General features: G+C 64.3%; 17 protein-coding genes. 9 read left to right on the top strand and 8 right to left on the bottom strand.

Features of this window, described 5'->3' with window-relative positions; genetic code table 11:
* The first annotated feature begins 139 nt into the window (after positions 1-139).
* The gene (locus tag ACERI1_RS14820) at positions 140-406 is read left to right on the top strand and encodes a hypothetical protein (protein ID WP_373619166.1); all 267 of its coding nucleotides are present in this window, start codon (positions 140-142) and stop codon (positions 404-406) included.
* A gap of 37 nt (positions 407-443) precedes the next feature.
* Here ACERI1_RS14820 and ACERI1_RS14815 read toward each other — a convergent pair whose 3' ends face one another.
* Both ACERI1_RS14815 and ACERI1_RS14810 read right to left on the bottom strand, forming a co-directional pair.
* Positions 444-863, bottom strand: a complete 420-nt coding sequence (locus ACERI1_RS14815; RefSeq protein WP_373619165.1) for a VOC family protein — start codon at positions 861-863, stop codon at positions 444-446.
* A 99-nt stretch (positions 864-962) separates the two neighbouring features.
* On the bottom strand, positions 963-2,054 hold the full coding sequence (locus ACERI1_RS14810; RefSeq protein WP_373619163.1) for an AI-2E family transporter: 1,092 nt from the start codon (positions 2,052-2,054) through the stop codon (positions 963-965).
* 125 nt (positions 2,055-2,179) lie between these two features.
* Between ACERI1_RS14810 and ACERI1_RS14805 the strand changes: the two genes are divergently transcribed.
* The 5 genes from ACERI1_RS14805 to ACERI1_RS14785 all read left to right on the top strand — a co-directional run bounded on the left by ACERI1_RS14805 (position 2,180) and on the right by ACERI1_RS14785 (position 5,988).
* A complete protein-coding gene (locus tag ACERI1_RS14805) occupies positions 2,180-2,881 on the top strand; it encodes an SDR family NAD(P)-dependent oxidoreductase (protein WP_373619162.1) in 702 nt (233 codons plus the stop codon).
* A 115-nt stretch (positions 2,882-2,996) separates the two neighbouring features.
* Positions 2,997-3,365 carry a methylglyoxal synthase gene (locus tag ACERI1_RS14800; RefSeq protein ID WP_373619161.1) on the top strand — a complete coding sequence of 123 codons (369 nt, stop codon included), beginning with the start codon at positions 2,997-2,999 and terminating at the stop codon, positions 3,363-3,365.
* Positions 3,366-3,450: 85 nt separating this feature from the next.
* Positions 3,451-3,945, top strand: a complete 495-nt coding sequence (locus tag ACERI1_RS14795; protein WP_373619158.1) for a cation:proton antiporter regulatory subunit — start codon at positions 3,451-3,453, stop codon at positions 3,943-3,945.
* Positions 3,946-3,979: 34 nt separating this feature from the next.
* On the top strand, positions 3,980-5,275 hold the full coding sequence (locus tag ACERI1_RS14790) for a cation:proton antiporter (protein WP_373619156.1): 1,296 nt from the start codon (positions 3,980-3,982) through the stop codon (positions 5,273-5,275).
* Between the two features lie 53 nt (positions 5,276-5,328).
* The gene (locus ACERI1_RS14785; protein WP_373619154.1) at positions 5,329-5,988 is read left to right on the top strand and encodes an HAD family hydrolase; all 660 of its coding nucleotides are present in this window, start codon (positions 5,329-5,331) and stop codon (positions 5,986-5,988) included.
* A 181-nt stretch (positions 5,989-6,169) separates the two neighbouring features.
* Here the strand turns inward: ACERI1_RS14785 and ACERI1_RS14780 are convergent, their stop codons facing one another.
* The 3 genes from ACERI1_RS14780 to ACERI1_RS14770 all read right to left on the bottom strand — a co-directional run bounded on the left by ACERI1_RS14780 (position 6,170) and on the right by ACERI1_RS14770 (position 7,756).
* Positions 6,170-6,547, bottom strand: coding sequence for a hypothetical protein (locus tag ACERI1_RS14780; protein ID WP_373619152.1), 378 nt, complete (start codon positions 6,545-6,547; stop codon positions 6,170-6,172).
* A gap of 23 nt (positions 6,548-6,570) precedes the next feature.
* Positions 6,571-7,029, bottom strand: a complete 459-nt coding sequence (locus ACERI1_RS14775) for a DUF2240 family protein (protein ID WP_373619151.1) — start codon at positions 7,027-7,029, stop codon at positions 6,571-6,573.
* 82 nt (positions 7,030-7,111) lie between these two features.
* On the bottom strand, positions 7,112-7,756 hold the full coding sequence (locus ACERI1_RS14770) for a ribonuclease H (RefSeq protein WP_373619150.1): 645 nt from the start codon (positions 7,754-7,756) through the stop codon (positions 7,112-7,114).
* A 283-nt stretch (positions 7,757-8,039) separates the two neighbouring features.
* Here ACERI1_RS14770 and ACERI1_RS14765 point away from each other — a divergent pair, with 283 nt between their 5' ends.
* Positions 8,040-8,405 (top strand): hypothetical protein, encoded by a 366-nt coding sequence (locus ACERI1_RS14765; protein ID WP_373619149.1) that lies wholly within the window; start codon positions 8,040-8,042, stop codon positions 8,403-8,405.
* A 158-nt stretch (positions 8,406-8,563) separates the two neighbouring features.
* Positions 8,564-9,472: a DMT family transporter gene (locus ACERI1_RS14760; protein WP_373619148.1), complete on the top strand. Its 909-nt coding sequence runs from the start codon at positions 8,564-8,566 to the stop codon at positions 9,470-9,472.
* Positions 9,473-9,547: 75 nt separating this feature from the next.
* Here the strand turns inward: ACERI1_RS14760 and ACERI1_RS14755 are convergent, their stop codons facing one another.
* Together ACERI1_RS14755 and ACERI1_RS14750 are read right to left on the bottom strand one after the other, a co-directional pair.
* Positions 9,548-9,823, bottom strand: a complete 276-nt coding sequence (locus ACERI1_RS14755) for a hypothetical protein (protein WP_373619146.1) — start codon at positions 9,821-9,823, stop codon at positions 9,548-9,550.
* 180 nt (positions 9,824-10,003) lie between these two features.
* Entirely contained in the window at positions 10,004-10,717 is a 714-nt protein-coding gene (locus tag ACERI1_RS14750; RefSeq protein ID WP_373619144.1) for a protein sorting system archaetidylserine decarboxylase, read from the bottom strand.
* A 364-nt stretch (positions 10,718-11,081) separates the two neighbouring features.
* Here ACERI1_RS14750 and ACERI1_RS14745 point away from each other — a divergent pair, with 364 nt between their 5' ends.
* Positions 11,082-12,269 (top strand): polysaccharide deacetylase family protein, encoded by a 1,188-nt coding sequence (locus ACERI1_RS14745; protein ID WP_373619142.1) that lies wholly within the window; start codon positions 11,082-11,084, stop codon positions 12,267-12,269.
* A 4-nt stretch (positions 12,270-12,273) separates the two neighbouring features.
* Here the strand turns inward: ACERI1_RS14745 and ACERI1_RS14740 are convergent, their stop codons facing one another.
* The gene (locus ACERI1_RS14740) at positions 12,274-15,165 is read right to left on the bottom strand and encodes a DEAD/DEAH box helicase (protein ID WP_373619140.1); all 2,892 of its coding nucleotides are present in this window, start codon (positions 15,163-15,165) and stop codon (positions 12,274-12,276) included.
* Positions 15,166-15,300: the final 135 nt, after the last annotated feature.

Below are 15,300 nucleotides of genomic sequence, written 5' to 3'. Positions count from 1 at the left end.
GGTTGCTATCCACGGGCCGGTCGATCGGCTCGCGCCGACGCTACGACGCAGCACAATGCGAGTGAGACGGCGTCCGTCCGGTCTGCATCCAAATACCTTTGACAGTAACTACTTCATTCGTGTTCTAGTTGCCTACGGTATGGGAATCCGACGGAACGCGACGACGATCACACGCCGTCTTCACGACCAGGTCCGGTCGGCACTGTTGAACAAACGAGATACAACGGAAACCGAGACACCTCGAGACGACGGCGAAACGGGAACCAACGTCTCGACGGCAGTTGGGAATCTCTTTCACTGCTCACGGTGTCGCATCGTCTATATCGCCGCGGAAAAACGCAGGTGTTCGCAGTGTGATGGCGATGTCGAAGAAGTGAGATCGACGCTGGCCTGTCGAGGGCCGTAACACGTCTGCTCGATCAGACCACGTGTTCTCGCTCGACTCAGGCCTCGAGAATTTCGATCAGGTTCCCCTCTGGATCGCGCAGAAACATGAGTGTGGTGCCACTTTCGGTGGTCTGTGGCCCGCTGATCGTCGGCACGTCGTCGGGAAGTGACGCAGCGAACGACTCGAGGTCGTCGACCGAGAGGCCGATATGTTTCGCCCCCGGTTGATTGAGCTCCGACGCCGCCGTGTCCGTCCCTTCGGGTTCGTATTCGACGAGTTCGATCCGGACGCCGTCGGCCTCGAGGTGGGCGAAGTCGGCGCTTGCACCCTCGACCCCGACCGCGTCGGAAAACGCCTCGCCGCCGACGCTGAACCGATTCGCAACCGACAGGTCGAGCACGTCCCGGTAGAACGCGAGCGTCTCCTCGAGATCGGTGACGGTGATACCGACGTGGTGTGCGCTGAGTTCGGTCATCCGTCGTGGATCGACGCTGCACCGACGAAAAACGTTCGTCTGCGCGACGACGCCGTGTGCTCACTGTGGTTCGAGCGCCCGGTCGCGGACGGTCCGAGATCAGTTCGCGAGCAGATCGTCCACGAGGTCGGGAAAGATCTTGTCGGCGAAGTGAGTCGCGAGAACGACGACGATCGGACCGAGGAACAGGCCATACCAGCCGAACGCGAGCGTTCCGAGGAAGTATCCCAGCAGGACCAACCCCATGTGGATCCCACTGCGGGCGGACAGGAACGACCGAGCGAAGAAGTCGGGGACGGTATCGACGACGACGAACGTAAGGACCAAAAACGCGATCGGATGCCAAAGCGGCGTCGGCGTCGTCACCGCGAGCCCAAGCAAGAGCAGGCCGTACGGGACGTATACGATCTTCATTCCGACGGCCGGAATCAGCGTTCCGATCCCGATAAGCAGGGAAAGCAACACTGGTGTTCCAACGACGGGCCCGCCCGATGCGAGGAAGTTGAGACCGTAGTACGTGGCGACGGCGACGATAGCCGCCACCAGGATGACTGCGAGGTTACCGACGAAGACCGTCTCGAGGTCGTCATCGACATCGTTTGCGTAGTCGACGATCCGCTGCTCGTGGTCGATGCTATCGTAGAACCACTGCCGTAACCGGTGATCGTCTCGCAGGAGATAAAAGAGGATCGTGAGCATGAGGAAGAGCCGGGCGAGGACTGAGAAGACGAAGCCGGCGATCGACGCCAACTGCTGGACGGCACTCGGGAGGCCCTGGCGGAGTACCCCCGTAACCGAGCTACCGGCGCCGGACCTGAACGATCTGATCAGCTGCTCGATGTTTCCGTGGTGTGCCAATCGAAGGTATGGCTGGAAGGGCGCCCGATACGCCTCGAGGTTGCTCGCGGCGAGAAACTGATCGAGTTCTCTGAGCGCGACGATACCTGCATAGCCGATGATGGCCACCAGTGGGATGATGACGAACAGGATCGTGATCGTTGTCGTCACGTTCGGATGGTCGATGTAGCGGTCGAGCCAGCGGTAGAGTGGCCGCGTCGCGTAGTAGACGAAGATCGCAAAGAGGAACGTCCCGACGTACCGGAAGAGGGCGAGTCCGATCAGCGCCGCGATGACCAGCCCGAGTCCGGTCCAGACGAGGCGCTTGCCATCACGTCCGCGAAAAACACCCATGCACAGGTCCATGGGACTTGGCGGCAAAAGTGCCTGTCTTGAATACCAATGCGGTGCGATCGACGCGAGACTATCGCGTCATAGTGATGGCGATGGTTTTGTGCTGTGCTGCCGTTGACCATGCCATGGCACGAACTGCTGTCATCGCCGGCGTCGGCCCCGGACTCGGCGAATCGATCGCCAGGAAATTCGTCGCCGAGGACTGTCAGGTGGGGCTATTCGCCCGCTCAGCGGAGTTCCTCGAGTCGCTGGCAGCCGATCTCGGTGACGACGCGCTCGCCGTCCCAACCAATATCACCGATCCCGAAGCCGTCGAGGCCGGATTTCGCGAGGTTCGCGACGCGTTCGGCCCCGTCGATATCCTCGTCAATCACGCAAGTGGCGGCGCCTGGAAGGGGCTCCAGGACATCTCGCCGGACGAGTTCGAACAGACAATGCGCGTCTCGGCACAGGGGTCCCTGTTGTGTGCACAGGAGGCCGTCGACGACATGCTCGCCGATGACGGTGGAACGATCATCTTCACCGGCGCGACGTCGGCGGTTCGCGGTCGCGGCGGCGCGCTCGGCTTCAGTGCGGCCAAGTTCGCCGCCCGCGGGATGGCCGAGTCGATGGCTCGCGAGCTCGGTCCCGAGGGGATCCACGTCGCCCACGTCGTGATCGACGGCCAGATCGAGCCACCGCAACGTCGCGAGACACAGCCGGATCGGGATAGGGCCGAGTTCCTCGATCCGGACGCGATCGCCGACTCGTACTGGCAGCTGGTCATGCAGGACCGGTCGGCGTGGACACTCGAGCTCGATCTGCGGCCACACGTCGAGGAGTTCTGACCACCACGAAGTGTCCGTCTCCGATGAGAAAGACCGCTCGAACTGATCCGAACGAGCCAGTGTCTCTCGCTGGAACCAGCGGTTCGTTTATTCTCCACGGGGTTGACGGACCGATATGACGCGCATCGCACTGATCGCCCACGATCGGAAGAAGTCAGACCTCATCGAATTTGCACAGACCCACGAGTCACAGCTTCGGGAGTACGACCTGATCGCGACGGGAACGACGGGAAAGCGGCTGCGCGAGGAGACCGACCTCGAGGTCGAGCGCATGGAGTCCGGACCCCACGGCGGCGACCTGATGATCGGTGCCGAAGTCGCAGCGGGGAACCTCGATGGTGTCGTCTTCCTTCGCGATCCGCTGCGAGCCCAGCCCCACGAGCCCGACATCTCGGCACTGTTGCGGATCTGTGACGTGCGAGATACGGCGCTGGCGACGAATCTCGCCTCCGCGACGTTTCTCATCGAGGGGTTGGCCGAGTAGCGACTGACTGACCTCCAGGAACGGCCACGTCCGATAGAGTGAACGGGTCATGCCATTTATTGCCGCGCGGTCCACTCGTTGTGGTATGACCATCTACGAGAGCGACCTCCCCGGCGTCGGGAAGAAATTCGAGGTCGAACTCGAGGACGACTCTCGGCTCGTCATCGTGACCCACAACACGGGGAAACGAGAGGTGTACCTGAAACCGGACGCGGACGCTGACGGCGACAAACTGTTCGAAGTCTCGGATCGGCTCGCCCGGAAGATCGGCACGATTCTGGAAGGGGCATACTTCCAGCCGGTCCAGGCCGAGGCAGTCGAGACCATGCTGTCCGACGAGACCTACCTCGAGTGGTACACCGTCACAGAGACAGCCGAAGTCGCCGGTAAGACGCTCGCTGAGTCGGACGTCCGTGATCGAACGGGCGTCTCCATCGTCGCTATCCAGCGCGGCGATGAGTTGATCTCACCGCCAACGCCGGAGACGGTCCTCGAGGCCGGCGACACGGTCGTCGTCATCGGCGAGCAAGAGGACTGTACACAGTTCGAAGCACTGCTCGGAGACGGGTTCGAGGAGTGATCTAAACCGATGTCTCCGTCGGAGGTGAGCCATAGTGGCAACTGAGACGGCACTCGTCGACGTGGGAATACTCTTTGCCGCGGTCGCACTCGCCGGCATCGTCGCGAATCGGATCGACCAGTCCGTCATTCCGTTGTACATCATCACCGGGATGGTGCTGGGACCGAACGTCCTCGGCGAACTCCCCGACCTCGCCGGCAGCGAGGTTGCCGTCGGCGGCGTCGACCTCCTGGCGGCGCTCGGGGGGCTCGCACTCGGCGACACGGACTTCGTCGTCGTCGGTGCGGAGCTCGGAATCGTCCTCCTGTTGTTCTTCCTCGGTCTCGAGTTCAATCTGGAGCGGCTACTCGCGAGCAAGGATCGGATCGGCAAGGCGGGCACGATCGACCTCGCGCTCAACTTCGGGATCGGACTGCTGTTCGGCTATCTCGTCTTCGGGAGCGCACTCGCGGCCATCCTCACTGCCGGCGTCGTCTACATCTCCTCAAGCGCGATCATCACGAAGTCGCTGCTCGATCTGGGCTGGATCGCTAACGCCGAGTCGGAACCGATGTTGGGGACGCTCGTATACGAGGACCTGTTTATCGCCGTCTACCTGGCGATCGTCTCCGCGCTCGTCCTCGGCGGGGGCGATCTCGGGGCGGCCGCGGGCCAGATCGCGATCGCGATCGTCGTCATCCTCGCGCTGCTCGCGCTGGTCACGTACGGGACCGACTTCTTCCAGCGCTTTCTCGAGGCCGACACCAACGAGTTCGTCGTCGTCCGAGCGCTCGGCGTCACGGTCCTCGTTGCCGGCATCGCACTCGCGTTAGGCGTCAGCGAGGCCGTCGCCGCCTTCTTCGTCGGCATGGCCTTTTCGGGAACCGATCACGTCCACGACCTCGAGCGGCTGCTCGAGCCGCTTCGGGACGCCTTCGCGGCGATCTTCTTCTTCTGGATCGGGCTCGTCACCGATCCGGGGCTGTTTACGCTCTCGGTCGTCGGGATCATCGTTGCCGCTGTGATCGTGACGACGCCGCCAAAGCTCGTCAGCGGCTACCTCGGAGGTCGGATCTACGACCTCGACGAGCGCCGGTCGCTGCGCGTCGGGCTCGGCATGGCTACCCGCGGCGAGTTCTCGCTGATCATCGCGAGTGTCGCGCTCACCGGCGCCGGCAGCGGGATACCCACAGAGACCGCCGAGACGATCTACGCCGTCGCCGTCGGCTACGTCCTCGTCATGAGCATCCTCGGCACGTCACTCATGCAGTACTCGAGCCGGCTCGAACCCGTCTTCGTCTCGCTGCTCGAGCGGGGACGCAGCCGAACTGGCCGAGCGAGCGACGACTAAGTCGACCCGGCAGAACAGAAAGCTTCAACCGGCTCGAGCCCCCTCTCATGGCTATGCCACAGGCGGTCGTCTTCGATCTCGATTACACGCTCGCCGTTCCCCAGCGGGATCGGGCGACCATCCTCGAAGAGGCCACGGCCACCACGGGTGCGCCATCGCTTACACGCGAGGCGTATCTCGCGGCCCATCGGCGAAACCTCACGACCGAAACGCGCGAACCCATTTTCGCCGACCTGCTCGCGGACACCGACAGCAACACCGACCCGGCCGCCGTTGCAACAGCGTATCGCGAGACGATCGCCGACGCCCTCAAGCCCCTGCCCGGCGTCGAAGCCATGCTCGCGGACTTACGCGGCGAGTATCGAGTTGGCCTGCTTACGAACGGCCCCGTTCGCGCCCAGCGAGACAAACTCGAGACGCTGGGCTGGGAGGGGGCCTTCGACGCCGCCGTCGTCACCGGCGAACTCGAGGCGGGGAAACCCGACCCTCGTGCGTTCGAGGCGATCACTGACGAACTGAACGTCACACCCGCCGAAGCGGTCTACGTCGGTGACGAGGTCGAGGCCGACATCCAGGGCGCGACCGAGGCCGGATTGACCGCGGTGCAGGTGCTGCTCGAGGACGGCCCCGACCCCGATCCGCGCGCCGTCGCACACGTCGAGCAAGAAGCGGTTGCGACGGCTGTTCCGGCGGTTGTCGCCGGGCTCGAGTGAGACGGGCACCTATCAGTTAGTTCCGGCGCACCCGCGACCTGTCCTGCGGGTGCACCGGTAACCAGTGATAGCAGACCGTATGAGACGATAACTCGATATTTGAAAGACAGCAGTAACGCTTGCGTTTACCTGCCGAACGAGTGCTCGACTGGGCGATATCCACACCCGATCACGGTAGTTCTCAGAGCGACCGGCTCACAGCCTGAACCACGTCCGTCACCCGCTTGACTTCCGCGCCGCTCTCGACGAAGACGAGCGTTCGCGGCGGCGTCGTCGCCTTCGGTCGAACTCGGAGGTCGGCGTCCGACGCGGCATCGGCTGCGACATCTTGGCCCGTTTCGAACTCGAGGTGTGCCCGGTCCTCGTGAAGAAAGACACGGGCGATTCGCTCGTCGCTGCAGGTGACGTCGTAGGCACGCGCGCCTTCGGCCGTCGGTTCGACGTCGCGGTCGGCGTTCGTCACGGCAACGGCTGCGAGGTCGCCGTCCTCGCGACCGTCGAGTTCGCTCGAGAGCAGTTCGGCGATCCGTCGACCGTCGGTGATCCGATCTTCGACCATACGCGTGGCTCAGGCCGTCGAGACTAACTGTCTTCGGTGTCGCGGAGGGCCGCGCGGGCGATCGGGACGAGCTCGTCGACCTCGAAGCCCTCGCGGCGGGCGTAAACGACTGCTGCGGCCTCGATCGTGAGCCCGAGTTCCCCTTGAAGGGTGTTGATCGCGCCGACGGCTTCGTGTTTTTCCATCCCCTCGGCGACCAGCGAGTCGAGGACGCGTTCGAACGCCGACCGCTCCCGCAGGAGGTCCTCGTCGGGCATGAACTCCTCGGGTACCGTCACCTCGGCGGGATCGAACGTTACGTCGAGCCCGTCGTCGGTTCGCTCGAGCAGCCCCTCTTTCGTCGCGACATCGATCAGTCGCTTCGATTGGTCGGGCGAGAACCAGTCTCGGTCGAGCGAGAGGGCAACGACGAACTCGTTTTCCTTGAGGCGACGCGTGCCGTGTTGGATGAACGGGGCGGCGACCGCGACGCGGAGACTCATCGGGGAGGAGTTGCTCGAGCGGTGAGAAAACGATGACGGTTCGGGCCGGCCCTCGCCGCCGGATACGGCTGCCGTCGAGCGATCAGTCCGAGGCACGACCGCCGCCGGGGCCGTTGCGGTCGGCTCGAGACGGTGGTGGGAATTCGGTGGCAGCGCTCGGCTCCGGCGTCTCGGGGAGGACACATCGATCGGACGTTCGGTTGACGTGGCGGTACTGCTCCGGTGCGTTCGCAAGCGGGTGGGCAGGGTTTTGATCGCTGTCGATGCGAGCGGCCCGGACCTCGTCGAACCCACAGAGACGGGCCTGAATGCCCCGCCAGTGATACCGTGTCGCAGCCGGGACTGAAATCGGGCGGGGTGATTTCCCGTCGGGGTGTTGAGCTGCGAGGATGGCGTTGTTGACGTTGCTGGCGAGCGCGTCGTGGTCGATCAGGACGCCGACGGCGGCGTCTCGTGGCGCTCGCGCGGCGAGCACGTCGAGTCCGAGATGCAGCGCCCGATACTCGGCGACGTTGTTGTCCGGCGGCGTGTCCGTCGTCGCGACGCGTGCGACGCGGGTGCCGTCGCGCGTTTCGATAACAGCGCCCAGTCCACCGCCCGACTCCCGGAAGGACCCGTCGGTAGCGACGTAGAAATCACGATGGTGGGTCCGAGGGGGATGGGCAATGTGGGGTGTGGGCGACTCGTCGAACAGGTCCCGCAGTGCGGACCGGCCGTGAGCGGCCATACACCCGAGTATGTCGGTCCACCACTTAATTATGTCGTCTGAGATAACATATGTCACAGTACGTCTCGGGAGCCCCTCGGTCGGCTCCCGAGTGGGTTGGTACCCCACCGGAATACACCCAGCGTGAACCGTCATTTGTGCTAACGGTATCTGCTCAGACGGCATCGACAGACGCTAACTCGACCAGCTTCGACAAATATCGATCTCTGAGAGGCAGGTCGATCGATCGGGACCCAATCTGTGTTGGCAGTAGGTGTAATACCACTGGGTGCTTGGTCGATGTATGAGCCCGACGAACGCCAGTCGGATGGAAGCGGCCTGTTCCCTGCTTGCCGAATCCGAGCGGCGGTTTCTGCTCTACGAGTTAGCGGACAACCGGACCGCCAACCTCGAGGACCTCGTCACCCAGATCGCCGCCTGGGAACTGGACGTCAGTACCCACGCACTCGAGAAGGAAACCCGACAGCGCGTCTACGTCTCCCTCGTCCACAACCACCTGCCACGGCTCGCTGATTACGACATCATCGAGTACGACCTCCGAAGCGGTGACATCGTCCTGGCGGAGGGGTTCGACGACATCAAACCCTTACTCGAGCAGTTCCGGACGACGGAGGACGAGCCCGAGCTCCGCGGACGACCGCCGCTCTGAGAGGGAGAGGGCGGTCCACAACCGACGACGTGCAGTCGTACTGACCGTCGTGGCGCGCTCTACCGCACGCTGACGTGACAGTATCACGCTCGAGTCCGATTCAGGTCGGATAGTCTGAATCGAAATACAAAGGGTGGCTCACCTCCGAGAGAGCCGCTGTGAACCGGTATCGAAATCTCGGGCTGTTCGTGACGCTCGCGACGCTGTGGGGCGGTGCATTCGTTGCGATCAGTGCAGGGCTTTCGTATTTTCCGCCGCTTCTGTTTGCGGCGTTTCGATACGATATCGCTGGTGTCGTGATGCTTGGCTATGCAGCGATGGTCGTCGAGCCGTGGCGGCCTCGAAACCGAGCCGAGTGGGGACAGGTCGCCGTCGGTGCCATCCTGTTGATCGCGGCCTATCACGCGTTCCTGTTCGTCGGCCAGCAGCGCACGCCGGCAGCTACCGCGGCCATTCTGGTGAGTCTCTCACCGGTGTTGAGCACCGGCTTCGCGCGGCTGCTCGTTCCGACCGACGCCCTCTCGCCGGTCGGCGTGATCGGTGTCCTCGTCGGCCTCGCCGGCGTCGCAGTGATCGTCCAGCCGACCCCGTCGAACCTGCTCGCAGCCGACGCCGTCTCGAAGGGACTCGTCTTCTGTGCAGCAGCGGCGTTCGCACTCGGCAGCGTCCTCACCCGCCGCCTCGATGCCGCGTTGCCGATCGAGACGATGGAAGCCTGGTCGATGCTCGGCGGCGCGGTCGTTCTCCATCTCGTGAGCCTCGCGATCGGCGAACCGCTCGAGCCGACCGCGTGGACTCACCCGGAAGCGATCGGGGCGCTCGCCGTCCTCGCATTCGGCGCGAGCGCAGTCGGTTTTCTCATCTATTTCGACCTGCTCGAGCGACTGGGTGCCGTCGAGATCAATATGGTCTCGTACGTGGCCCCGATCGTCACCGCGATCGTCGGCTGGCTCTATCTCGACGAAGCAATCGAGACCGTGACGCTGGTCGGGTTCGGACTCATCGCGGTCGGCTTCGTCCTCGTCAAACGACGCGCGATTCGTCGGGAACTCACCTGGGGGCTGTAAGTCGAGAGCGCGAATCAACCCGACGGGCTCGTCGATCGGCGAACGGCAACCCTGCCCGAAACCGATGTGAAGCGCCTACTGGTGATGCGGGTGGCCGACGTACAATGCGAGGCAGTTCCCGACGACCAGACAGACGAACAGGATGCCGTCGAACGAAGACGACAGCCCGGTCGCGAGCAGCGGCAAATAGAGAAACGGCATGGCGATCGCTGTCCAGAACCCGACCGCGCGGATCGAGGTGACGAGTTCCGGTGTCACTCGCTCGAGGACGCCATGAGCGTCGTCAGCGGACTCTGTCGTCGAACTCGAGCCAGCGGATCCCTGGTCGGAGATCGAAGGTGGACTGGCCATCGGAATCAGTGGACGGCGTTTTGTTCGTCTGCCAGCAGCAAATAGCGACGCGACCGTTTCGATCGGTTACGGCGGATTCAGCGGAGTCAGCCGCACTGAACGAATCGTTTATCCGTCGAAACGGTCGGCTGTCGGCCAGAGCAGCGGGGATGGGCGAGAACGAATGACCGAGCGCGAAGCTTACTGTTCGTGACCGGATCGATCGGTCGTTGGCTGGGGCGACGACTCGAGGACGACGGTTTCTCCGGCAGTCATCGAGTCGCCGATGTCGACAGCGACGTCCTCGCGGTCGACCGTCGGCGGAAAGAGCAGATCGACGCGGCTGCCGAAGGCGATGTGACCGATGCGGTCGCCACGCGAGACGTCGTCACCGGGGTCGGCGTAGGGATGGATGCGACGGGCGAACGCGCCGGCGATCAGTGTGACCGCAGCATCGTGGCCCGGTCCGTCGACCGCTGTCGTGGAGTCGTCTCCGGTCGTCGCTGCCTCGGCAGGTGCCGACGGCAGGTTCGCGGAGTCCGACGCGAGACGGACGTGCACGCGTTCGTTTCGGTCAGATTCCTTCGAGAACGCGGGTCGATTCGCGCCGGGGACGTGTTCGACGCCGGTCACGTGGCCCGCGAACGGAGCGCGAACGACGTGAACGTGCCAGACGTTCATAAAGACGCCCAGCCGGACCCGATCGCCTTCCTCGCGAAGGACGGAGACGGTCCCGTCGGCCGGCGAGACGACACCGGTCGCTGGCGGCGTCCGCTCCGGGTCGCGAAAGAACGCGAGGGTTCCCGCGCCAAGCGCAAACGCGACGAGCCCGACGGTGGCGCTATAAAGAAGCGCAAACGGCGCGGCGAGCAAAGGGACGATGGCGTACTTCCAGGCCCCCGGTGCGAATTTCATAGCGGGGATGACGAGAGCAATCCGTATGGCCGTTACGGATCGGCAACTCGCGCCGATAGGCGCTCGAGCGCTCACACTGCCGTTCACGGGACACGACAACCTCGACCTACAGGTCTCGTACGGCGAGGGTTACGAGACGCAGGCACGGTGCCTGCAGTCAGTCCGAACTCACTACTCGATACGGCGGCCCTGTAACCCGTGTATTCGAAGACTATGTGGAACGGCAGCGCCCGATCACGGAAGCCGATGCGTTCCCGGCGTGCATGCGATGTGTGCCGTGTTTTCCCGACTCTATGACGTATAACACGCTGTTGACAATCGAGAATAACAATATACTGCACCGTGGCGCAAGCGGTCGCCAGCAATGAAACGACGAACGTATCTCAGCGCCGCTCTCGTAGCCGCTCTCGCCGGCTGTTCGACGTCCGAAGAATCGGGCGACGGCCCCAGCTCTGACCAGCCGACGACCGAACAGTTCGACGATTTCGAGAACGTGGACGCGTGGGACGTGCCACTCGGGACGCTCACCGCCGATCAAGAGCGTGCGTACACCGGCTCGCAGTCCGCACGGCTCGAGTCGGGATCCGACAACCAGTTCCGGATCGTCCGGAAACTGGACGAGCCACAGGATTTCACGGGCGTGCGACCGACCATGGCGATGGCGACGGAACACGAGGCTGACATAGTCATCCAGTTACTCGACGGGGACGAGAATCGGATGATCTTCAGGCAGCGAATGCACAAGGACACGCCGCTCGTCCACAATAATTTCGGCGTCGACAGCGTCGACGGCGAGCCCGACCTGACCGCGATCACCGAGGTCCAGATCATCCGCTGGACCGCCGACGACGACAAGGGGTCGATCTGGATCGATGACCTGCGGTTTGCCCCCACGCCGGACGTCGGCAAGGTCATGGTACACTTCGACGGCGGCCACGAGTCCATCTACACGCACGGATTCCCGATTCTCGACGAGTACGGGTATCCCGCAACGTCGTTTATCGTCCCGAGCCGGGTTCGCGAAGACGAAAGCGCGACGGGCAACCACCTGCTCTCCGACCAGATCACGGAGCTGTCCGACGCCGGCTGGACGATCGGGAGTCATTCGATGCACGGCCAGAATCTCACCACCCTGTCGGGACGCGACCCGGAAACGGAGGTCAGCGACGCGAAAGCGTGGCTCGAGGACAACGGCTACGAGGAAGGCGCGCGCTACTTCTCGTATCCGGTCGGCCAGTACAACGGGGAGGTCCTCGAGGCCGTCTCAGAGAACCACAGCCTCGCGTTCGCCGGTCGCTACCCATCACAGGGTGCCGCGATGAATCCACAGCTCTGCTCGCGAGTCACCGGCCTCAGCGCCGAGGAGGCGCGGACGGCGCTCGATCTCACCGCGGAGCTAGGCGGTATCACGTCGCTGGCGTTCACCCGACTCGACGGAAGTTCCCAGTCGGAGCTTCGAGAGACGGTCAGCTACCTCAACGAACTGGAATCCGCTGGCGAGCTCGAGGTGATCACTCCCACGGAGATGGAAGAGTCGTTCGTCGCCCAATGACCGGTCAATCCCAGAACGACTGGGTCCGGGCGTACTCGCGTTCTTTCGAGAGGATGTCCCGGTAGAACTCAGCCTCGTCCTCGCGGAGCTTGTTGATGATCTGGGCAGCGTTGTGTGGGCCGACACCGCGGGCAGCCATCGCGATCACCGCCTGCTTACCGTGGCTCTGGACGAGACTCGCGGCCCGGAACGCGCGCTCGGTCATGTCCCGTTGCTCGTCGTCCTTTTCCTCGGCACGAACCGCCTGAACGACCTCGTCAGCCCACGGATTCAGCGACGCGATTCTGGTCGAGCCACACTCGGGACACTCGGGCTGGTCGGGGACGCGCTTGACTTTCGTCTTCACTTTCCACTCCGTGCAGTGGGTACAGAGCAGAATGACCCGGTCGTCGTGAATTCGATCGCGAACCGTCTCGATGACGCTCGCGTCGGCGTTATCGGGTGCGAGCAGTTCCTTGCCACCCGATGACCGGCCACCCTGTCCGACCGGCGTCCGCCCGCGGTGGGTCACTACTTCGAGTTCGCCCGACTGAATCGTTTCGAGTACCGCACTCGCACGGTTGATATCCAGATCCTCGTGGAACACCTCTCGAATCGCCTCCTCGTACATCGGGGTGTCCTCGAGCGCTGCCAGCAACCGGTCGTTGGAGATCCGACCCGAGCCCGTGTTCTGCCAGCGCTTGAGCGCGCCGAACTTCGCCGAGACCTGTGCGAGCCGAAACGCGAGCGCGTCCGAGCGCTTGAGCCCGAGTTCGACGATCGCCTCGACGTGGTCGGGGTCGGTCTCGGAGAGCACGTCCAGCACATCGCTGGTCGCGATCGACGTCGGCACCTCGAGTTCGATCCGGTAGGGGTCGGTCTCGAGGCCGACCGACGAGCCGGCCCGCTGGCCCAACAGGGCAGAGAGCAGCCGCCCGAGTGTCTCGTTTGCCATGTGGCCGAACGGTGCATTCAGGACGATCGTCCGCCCCTGGCGCTCGAGGACGAGCCGGTCGGTCGTCGGCATCGGCGCGTCGGCGTCGACCTGTCGCTCGAGTTGCGTGCAGGCCTCGGTCAGCGTGTACTCGTCGCTCGGGTACCGGCCAGCGAGTTCGCGCCCGACTGCGGCGGCGTCGGCTCCCGACTGAAGCTGTGGCTCGGCGACGGCCCGGAGCTCGCCGACCTCGCCGGCGACCGCGGCAGGGACGGGTATCTCCTGGCCGATCCACGACGGCACCTCGCCGGCGGGATCCTCGATCGGGCTCACCTTGACCCGGGCCTCGTCGTCGTCGATCTCGGCGATCCGCCACATCTCGCCGCGCTGGATGAACACCTCGCCCGGCTGGGCGAAGTTGACGACGAACCGCTCGTCTAGGGTCCCGATCTGGCCGCCCGAGGCAATGTCGTGGACCTCGTAGGTCTCCTCGTCGGGGATCATCGAGAGATTCGAATAGACATACTGCCAGGTGCCGCCGGTGGTCTCGATGCGGTCCTCGCCCTCGTCGAACCAGATGATCCGGTTGCGGTCCAGCTCGGAGACGATCTCGCGAATCGTCTCCGCAGACACATTTCGAAACGGGTACGCGCGCGTGATGGTTTTGACGGCTTCGTCGACGTCCGTATCGCCGCGACTCTGCACGATCGCCGGCAACTGATTCGCCACCACGTCCAGACTTCCCTCGTGGATCGCTGCCGGTTCGACCTCGCCGTCGCGGGCCCGGCGGGCGATCGCCAGTGCCTCGAACGTATCGTCGGGGCGGGTCGTGACGATCGTCCCGCTCGAGACCGCATCTTGGCGGTGGCCCGCCCGCCCGATCCGCTGGAGGAGCCGCGTGACCTGCCGGGGGCTCTTGTACTGGACCACGTGATCGACCTGGCCCACGTCGATGCCCAGCTCCATCGATGACGTACACAGCAGGCCGTCGAGGTCGCCGGCCTTGAACCGGTCCTCGACGTCGATCCGGGCCTCCTTCGAGAGCGAACCGTGGTGGACGCCGATCGGCAACTCGAGCTCCTTGAATCGCGAACCGAGCGCCTCCGCGGTCTGGCGCGTGTTGACGAAGATCAGCGTCGACTCGTGGGTCGCGACGAGGTCACGGATCAGCCGGACGTGACTGGCCGTATCCGGCTCGGTCATCAGTTCCCCCGCCAACCGCTCGTCCTCGTCGGTAATCTCTGGCTGGCGAACCGTTACATCGACATTACTCCCCACATCGATCTCGCGAATCTCGCATGGCCGCCCGCCGGTGAGGAACTGCCCGACTTCGCCGGGGTCACCGACGGTCGCCGAGAGGCCGATCCGCTGGAACGGCCCCGCGAGATCGCGGAGTCGCTCGAGGCCGATCGCTAACTGTGCCCCTCGTTTCGAGGCTGCGAGTTCGTGGACCTCGTCGATCACGACGTGGGAGACGTCCGCCAAGGCCTCGCGCAGGCGTTCGCCGGTGAGCATCGCCTGGACGGTCTCGGGTGTCGTGATCAGCACGTCCGGCGGATCCTCGGCCTGTTTGCTCCGCTGGTACTGGGTCGTATCGCCGTGGCGGACGTCGACCGCGAGGTCGAGGTAGTCCCCCCACCACTCGAGACGCTCGCGCATGTCGCGGTTGAGCGCCCGCAACGGCGTGATATAGAGCGCGCCGAACCCCTCGGGTGGCCCGTTGTCGGAGGACCCCTCCGACGTGGATCGCTTCGCTGTGCTCGCCTCTCCCTCGTCAGCGACCAGGTGATCGAAAACGGGCAACATCGCCGTCTCGGTCTTGCCGCTCCCGGTCGGTGCGATCACGAGCGTGTTCTCGCCGGCAGACAGCGGTGGGATCGCCAGTCGCTGCGGTGCCGTCGGCTGCGAGAAGCCGCGTTCGGAGAGCGCCCCGCGAACCGTTGCGCCGAGGTGGGTAAACGCCGCGACGTCCCCGTCAGTCATGGAGCCAGGGTAGGGACGAACGGCGCATAAGGGCCACGTTTCCGGCGACCTCGAGGCACGTTCGGCTGTCACTCCGCGATCGCGTCAGGGGTCAACCGACGGCGTCAGACGGTCTGCTGTCCCGAGTGACCGGTG

Origin of the sequence: Natrinema sp. HArc-T2, from assembly GCF_041821085.1 — an archaeon.
Taxonomy (GTDB): domain Archaea; phylum Halobacteriota; class Halobacteria; order Halobacteriales; family Natrialbaceae; genus Natrinema.
The sequence above is the reverse complement of the archived record's forward strand: the minus strand, read 5'-3'. Positions and strand labels throughout refer to the sequence as shown.

Bases quoted from the DNA above. Each gene is read 5' to 3' on its own strand.
- ACERI1_RS14820 (WP_373619166.1), top strand. From the start codon at position 140: ATGGGAATCCGACGGAACGCGACGACGATCACACGCCGTCTTCACGAC.
- ACERI1_RS14815 (WP_373619165.1), bottom strand. From the start codon at position 863: ATGACCGAACTCAGCGCACACCACGTCGGTATCACCGTCACCGATCTC.
- ACERI1_RS14810 (WP_373619163.1), bottom strand. From the start codon at position 2,054: ATGGGTGTTTTTCGCGGACGTGATGGCAAGCGCCTCGTCTGGACCGGA.
- ACERI1_RS14805 (WP_373619162.1), top strand. From the start codon at position 2,180: ATGGCACGAACTGCTGTCATCGCCGGCGTCGGCCCCGGACTCGGCGAA.
- ACERI1_RS14800 (WP_373619161.1), top strand. From the start codon at position 2,997: ATGACGCGCATCGCACTGATCGCCCACGATCGGAAGAAGTCAGACCTC.
- ACERI1_RS14795 (WP_373619158.1), top strand. From the start codon at position 3,451: ATGACCATCTACGAGAGCGACCTCCCCGGCGTCGGGAAGAAATTCGAG.
- ACERI1_RS14785 (WP_373619154.1), top strand. From the start codon at position 5,329: ATGCCACAGGCGGTCGTCTTCGATCTCGATTACACGCTCGCCGTTCCC.
- ACERI1_RS14780 (WP_373619152.1), bottom strand. From the start codon at position 6,547: ATGGTCGAAGATCGGATCACCGACGGTCGACGGATCGCCGAACTGCTC.
- ACERI1_RS14775 (WP_373619151.1), bottom strand. From the start codon at position 7,029: ATGAGTCTCCGCGTCGCGGTCGCCGCCCCGTTCATCCAACACGGCACG.
- ACERI1_RS14770 (WP_373619150.1), bottom strand. From the start codon at position 7,756: ATGGCCGCTCACGGCCGGTCCGCACTGCGGGACCTGTTCGACGAGTCG.
- ACERI1_RS14765 (WP_373619149.1), top strand. From the start codon at position 8,040: ATGAGCCCGACGAACGCCAGTCGGATGGAAGCGGCCTGTTCCCTGCTT.
- ACERI1_RS14755 (WP_373619146.1), bottom strand. From the start codon at position 9,823: ATGGCCAGTCCACCTTCGATCTCCGACCAGGGATCCGCTGGCTCGAGT.
- ACERI1_RS14750 (WP_373619144.1), bottom strand. From the start codon at position 10,717: ATGAAATTCGCACCGGGGGCCTGGAAGTACGCCATCGTCCCTTTGCTC.
- ACERI1_RS14745 (WP_373619142.1), top strand. From the start codon at position 11,082: ATGAAACGACGAACGTATCTCAGCGCCGCTCTCGTAGCCGCTCTCGCC.
- ACERI1_RS14740 (WP_373619140.1), bottom strand. From the start codon at position 15,165: ATGACTGACGGGGACGTCGCGGCGTTTACCCACCTCGGCGCAACGGTT.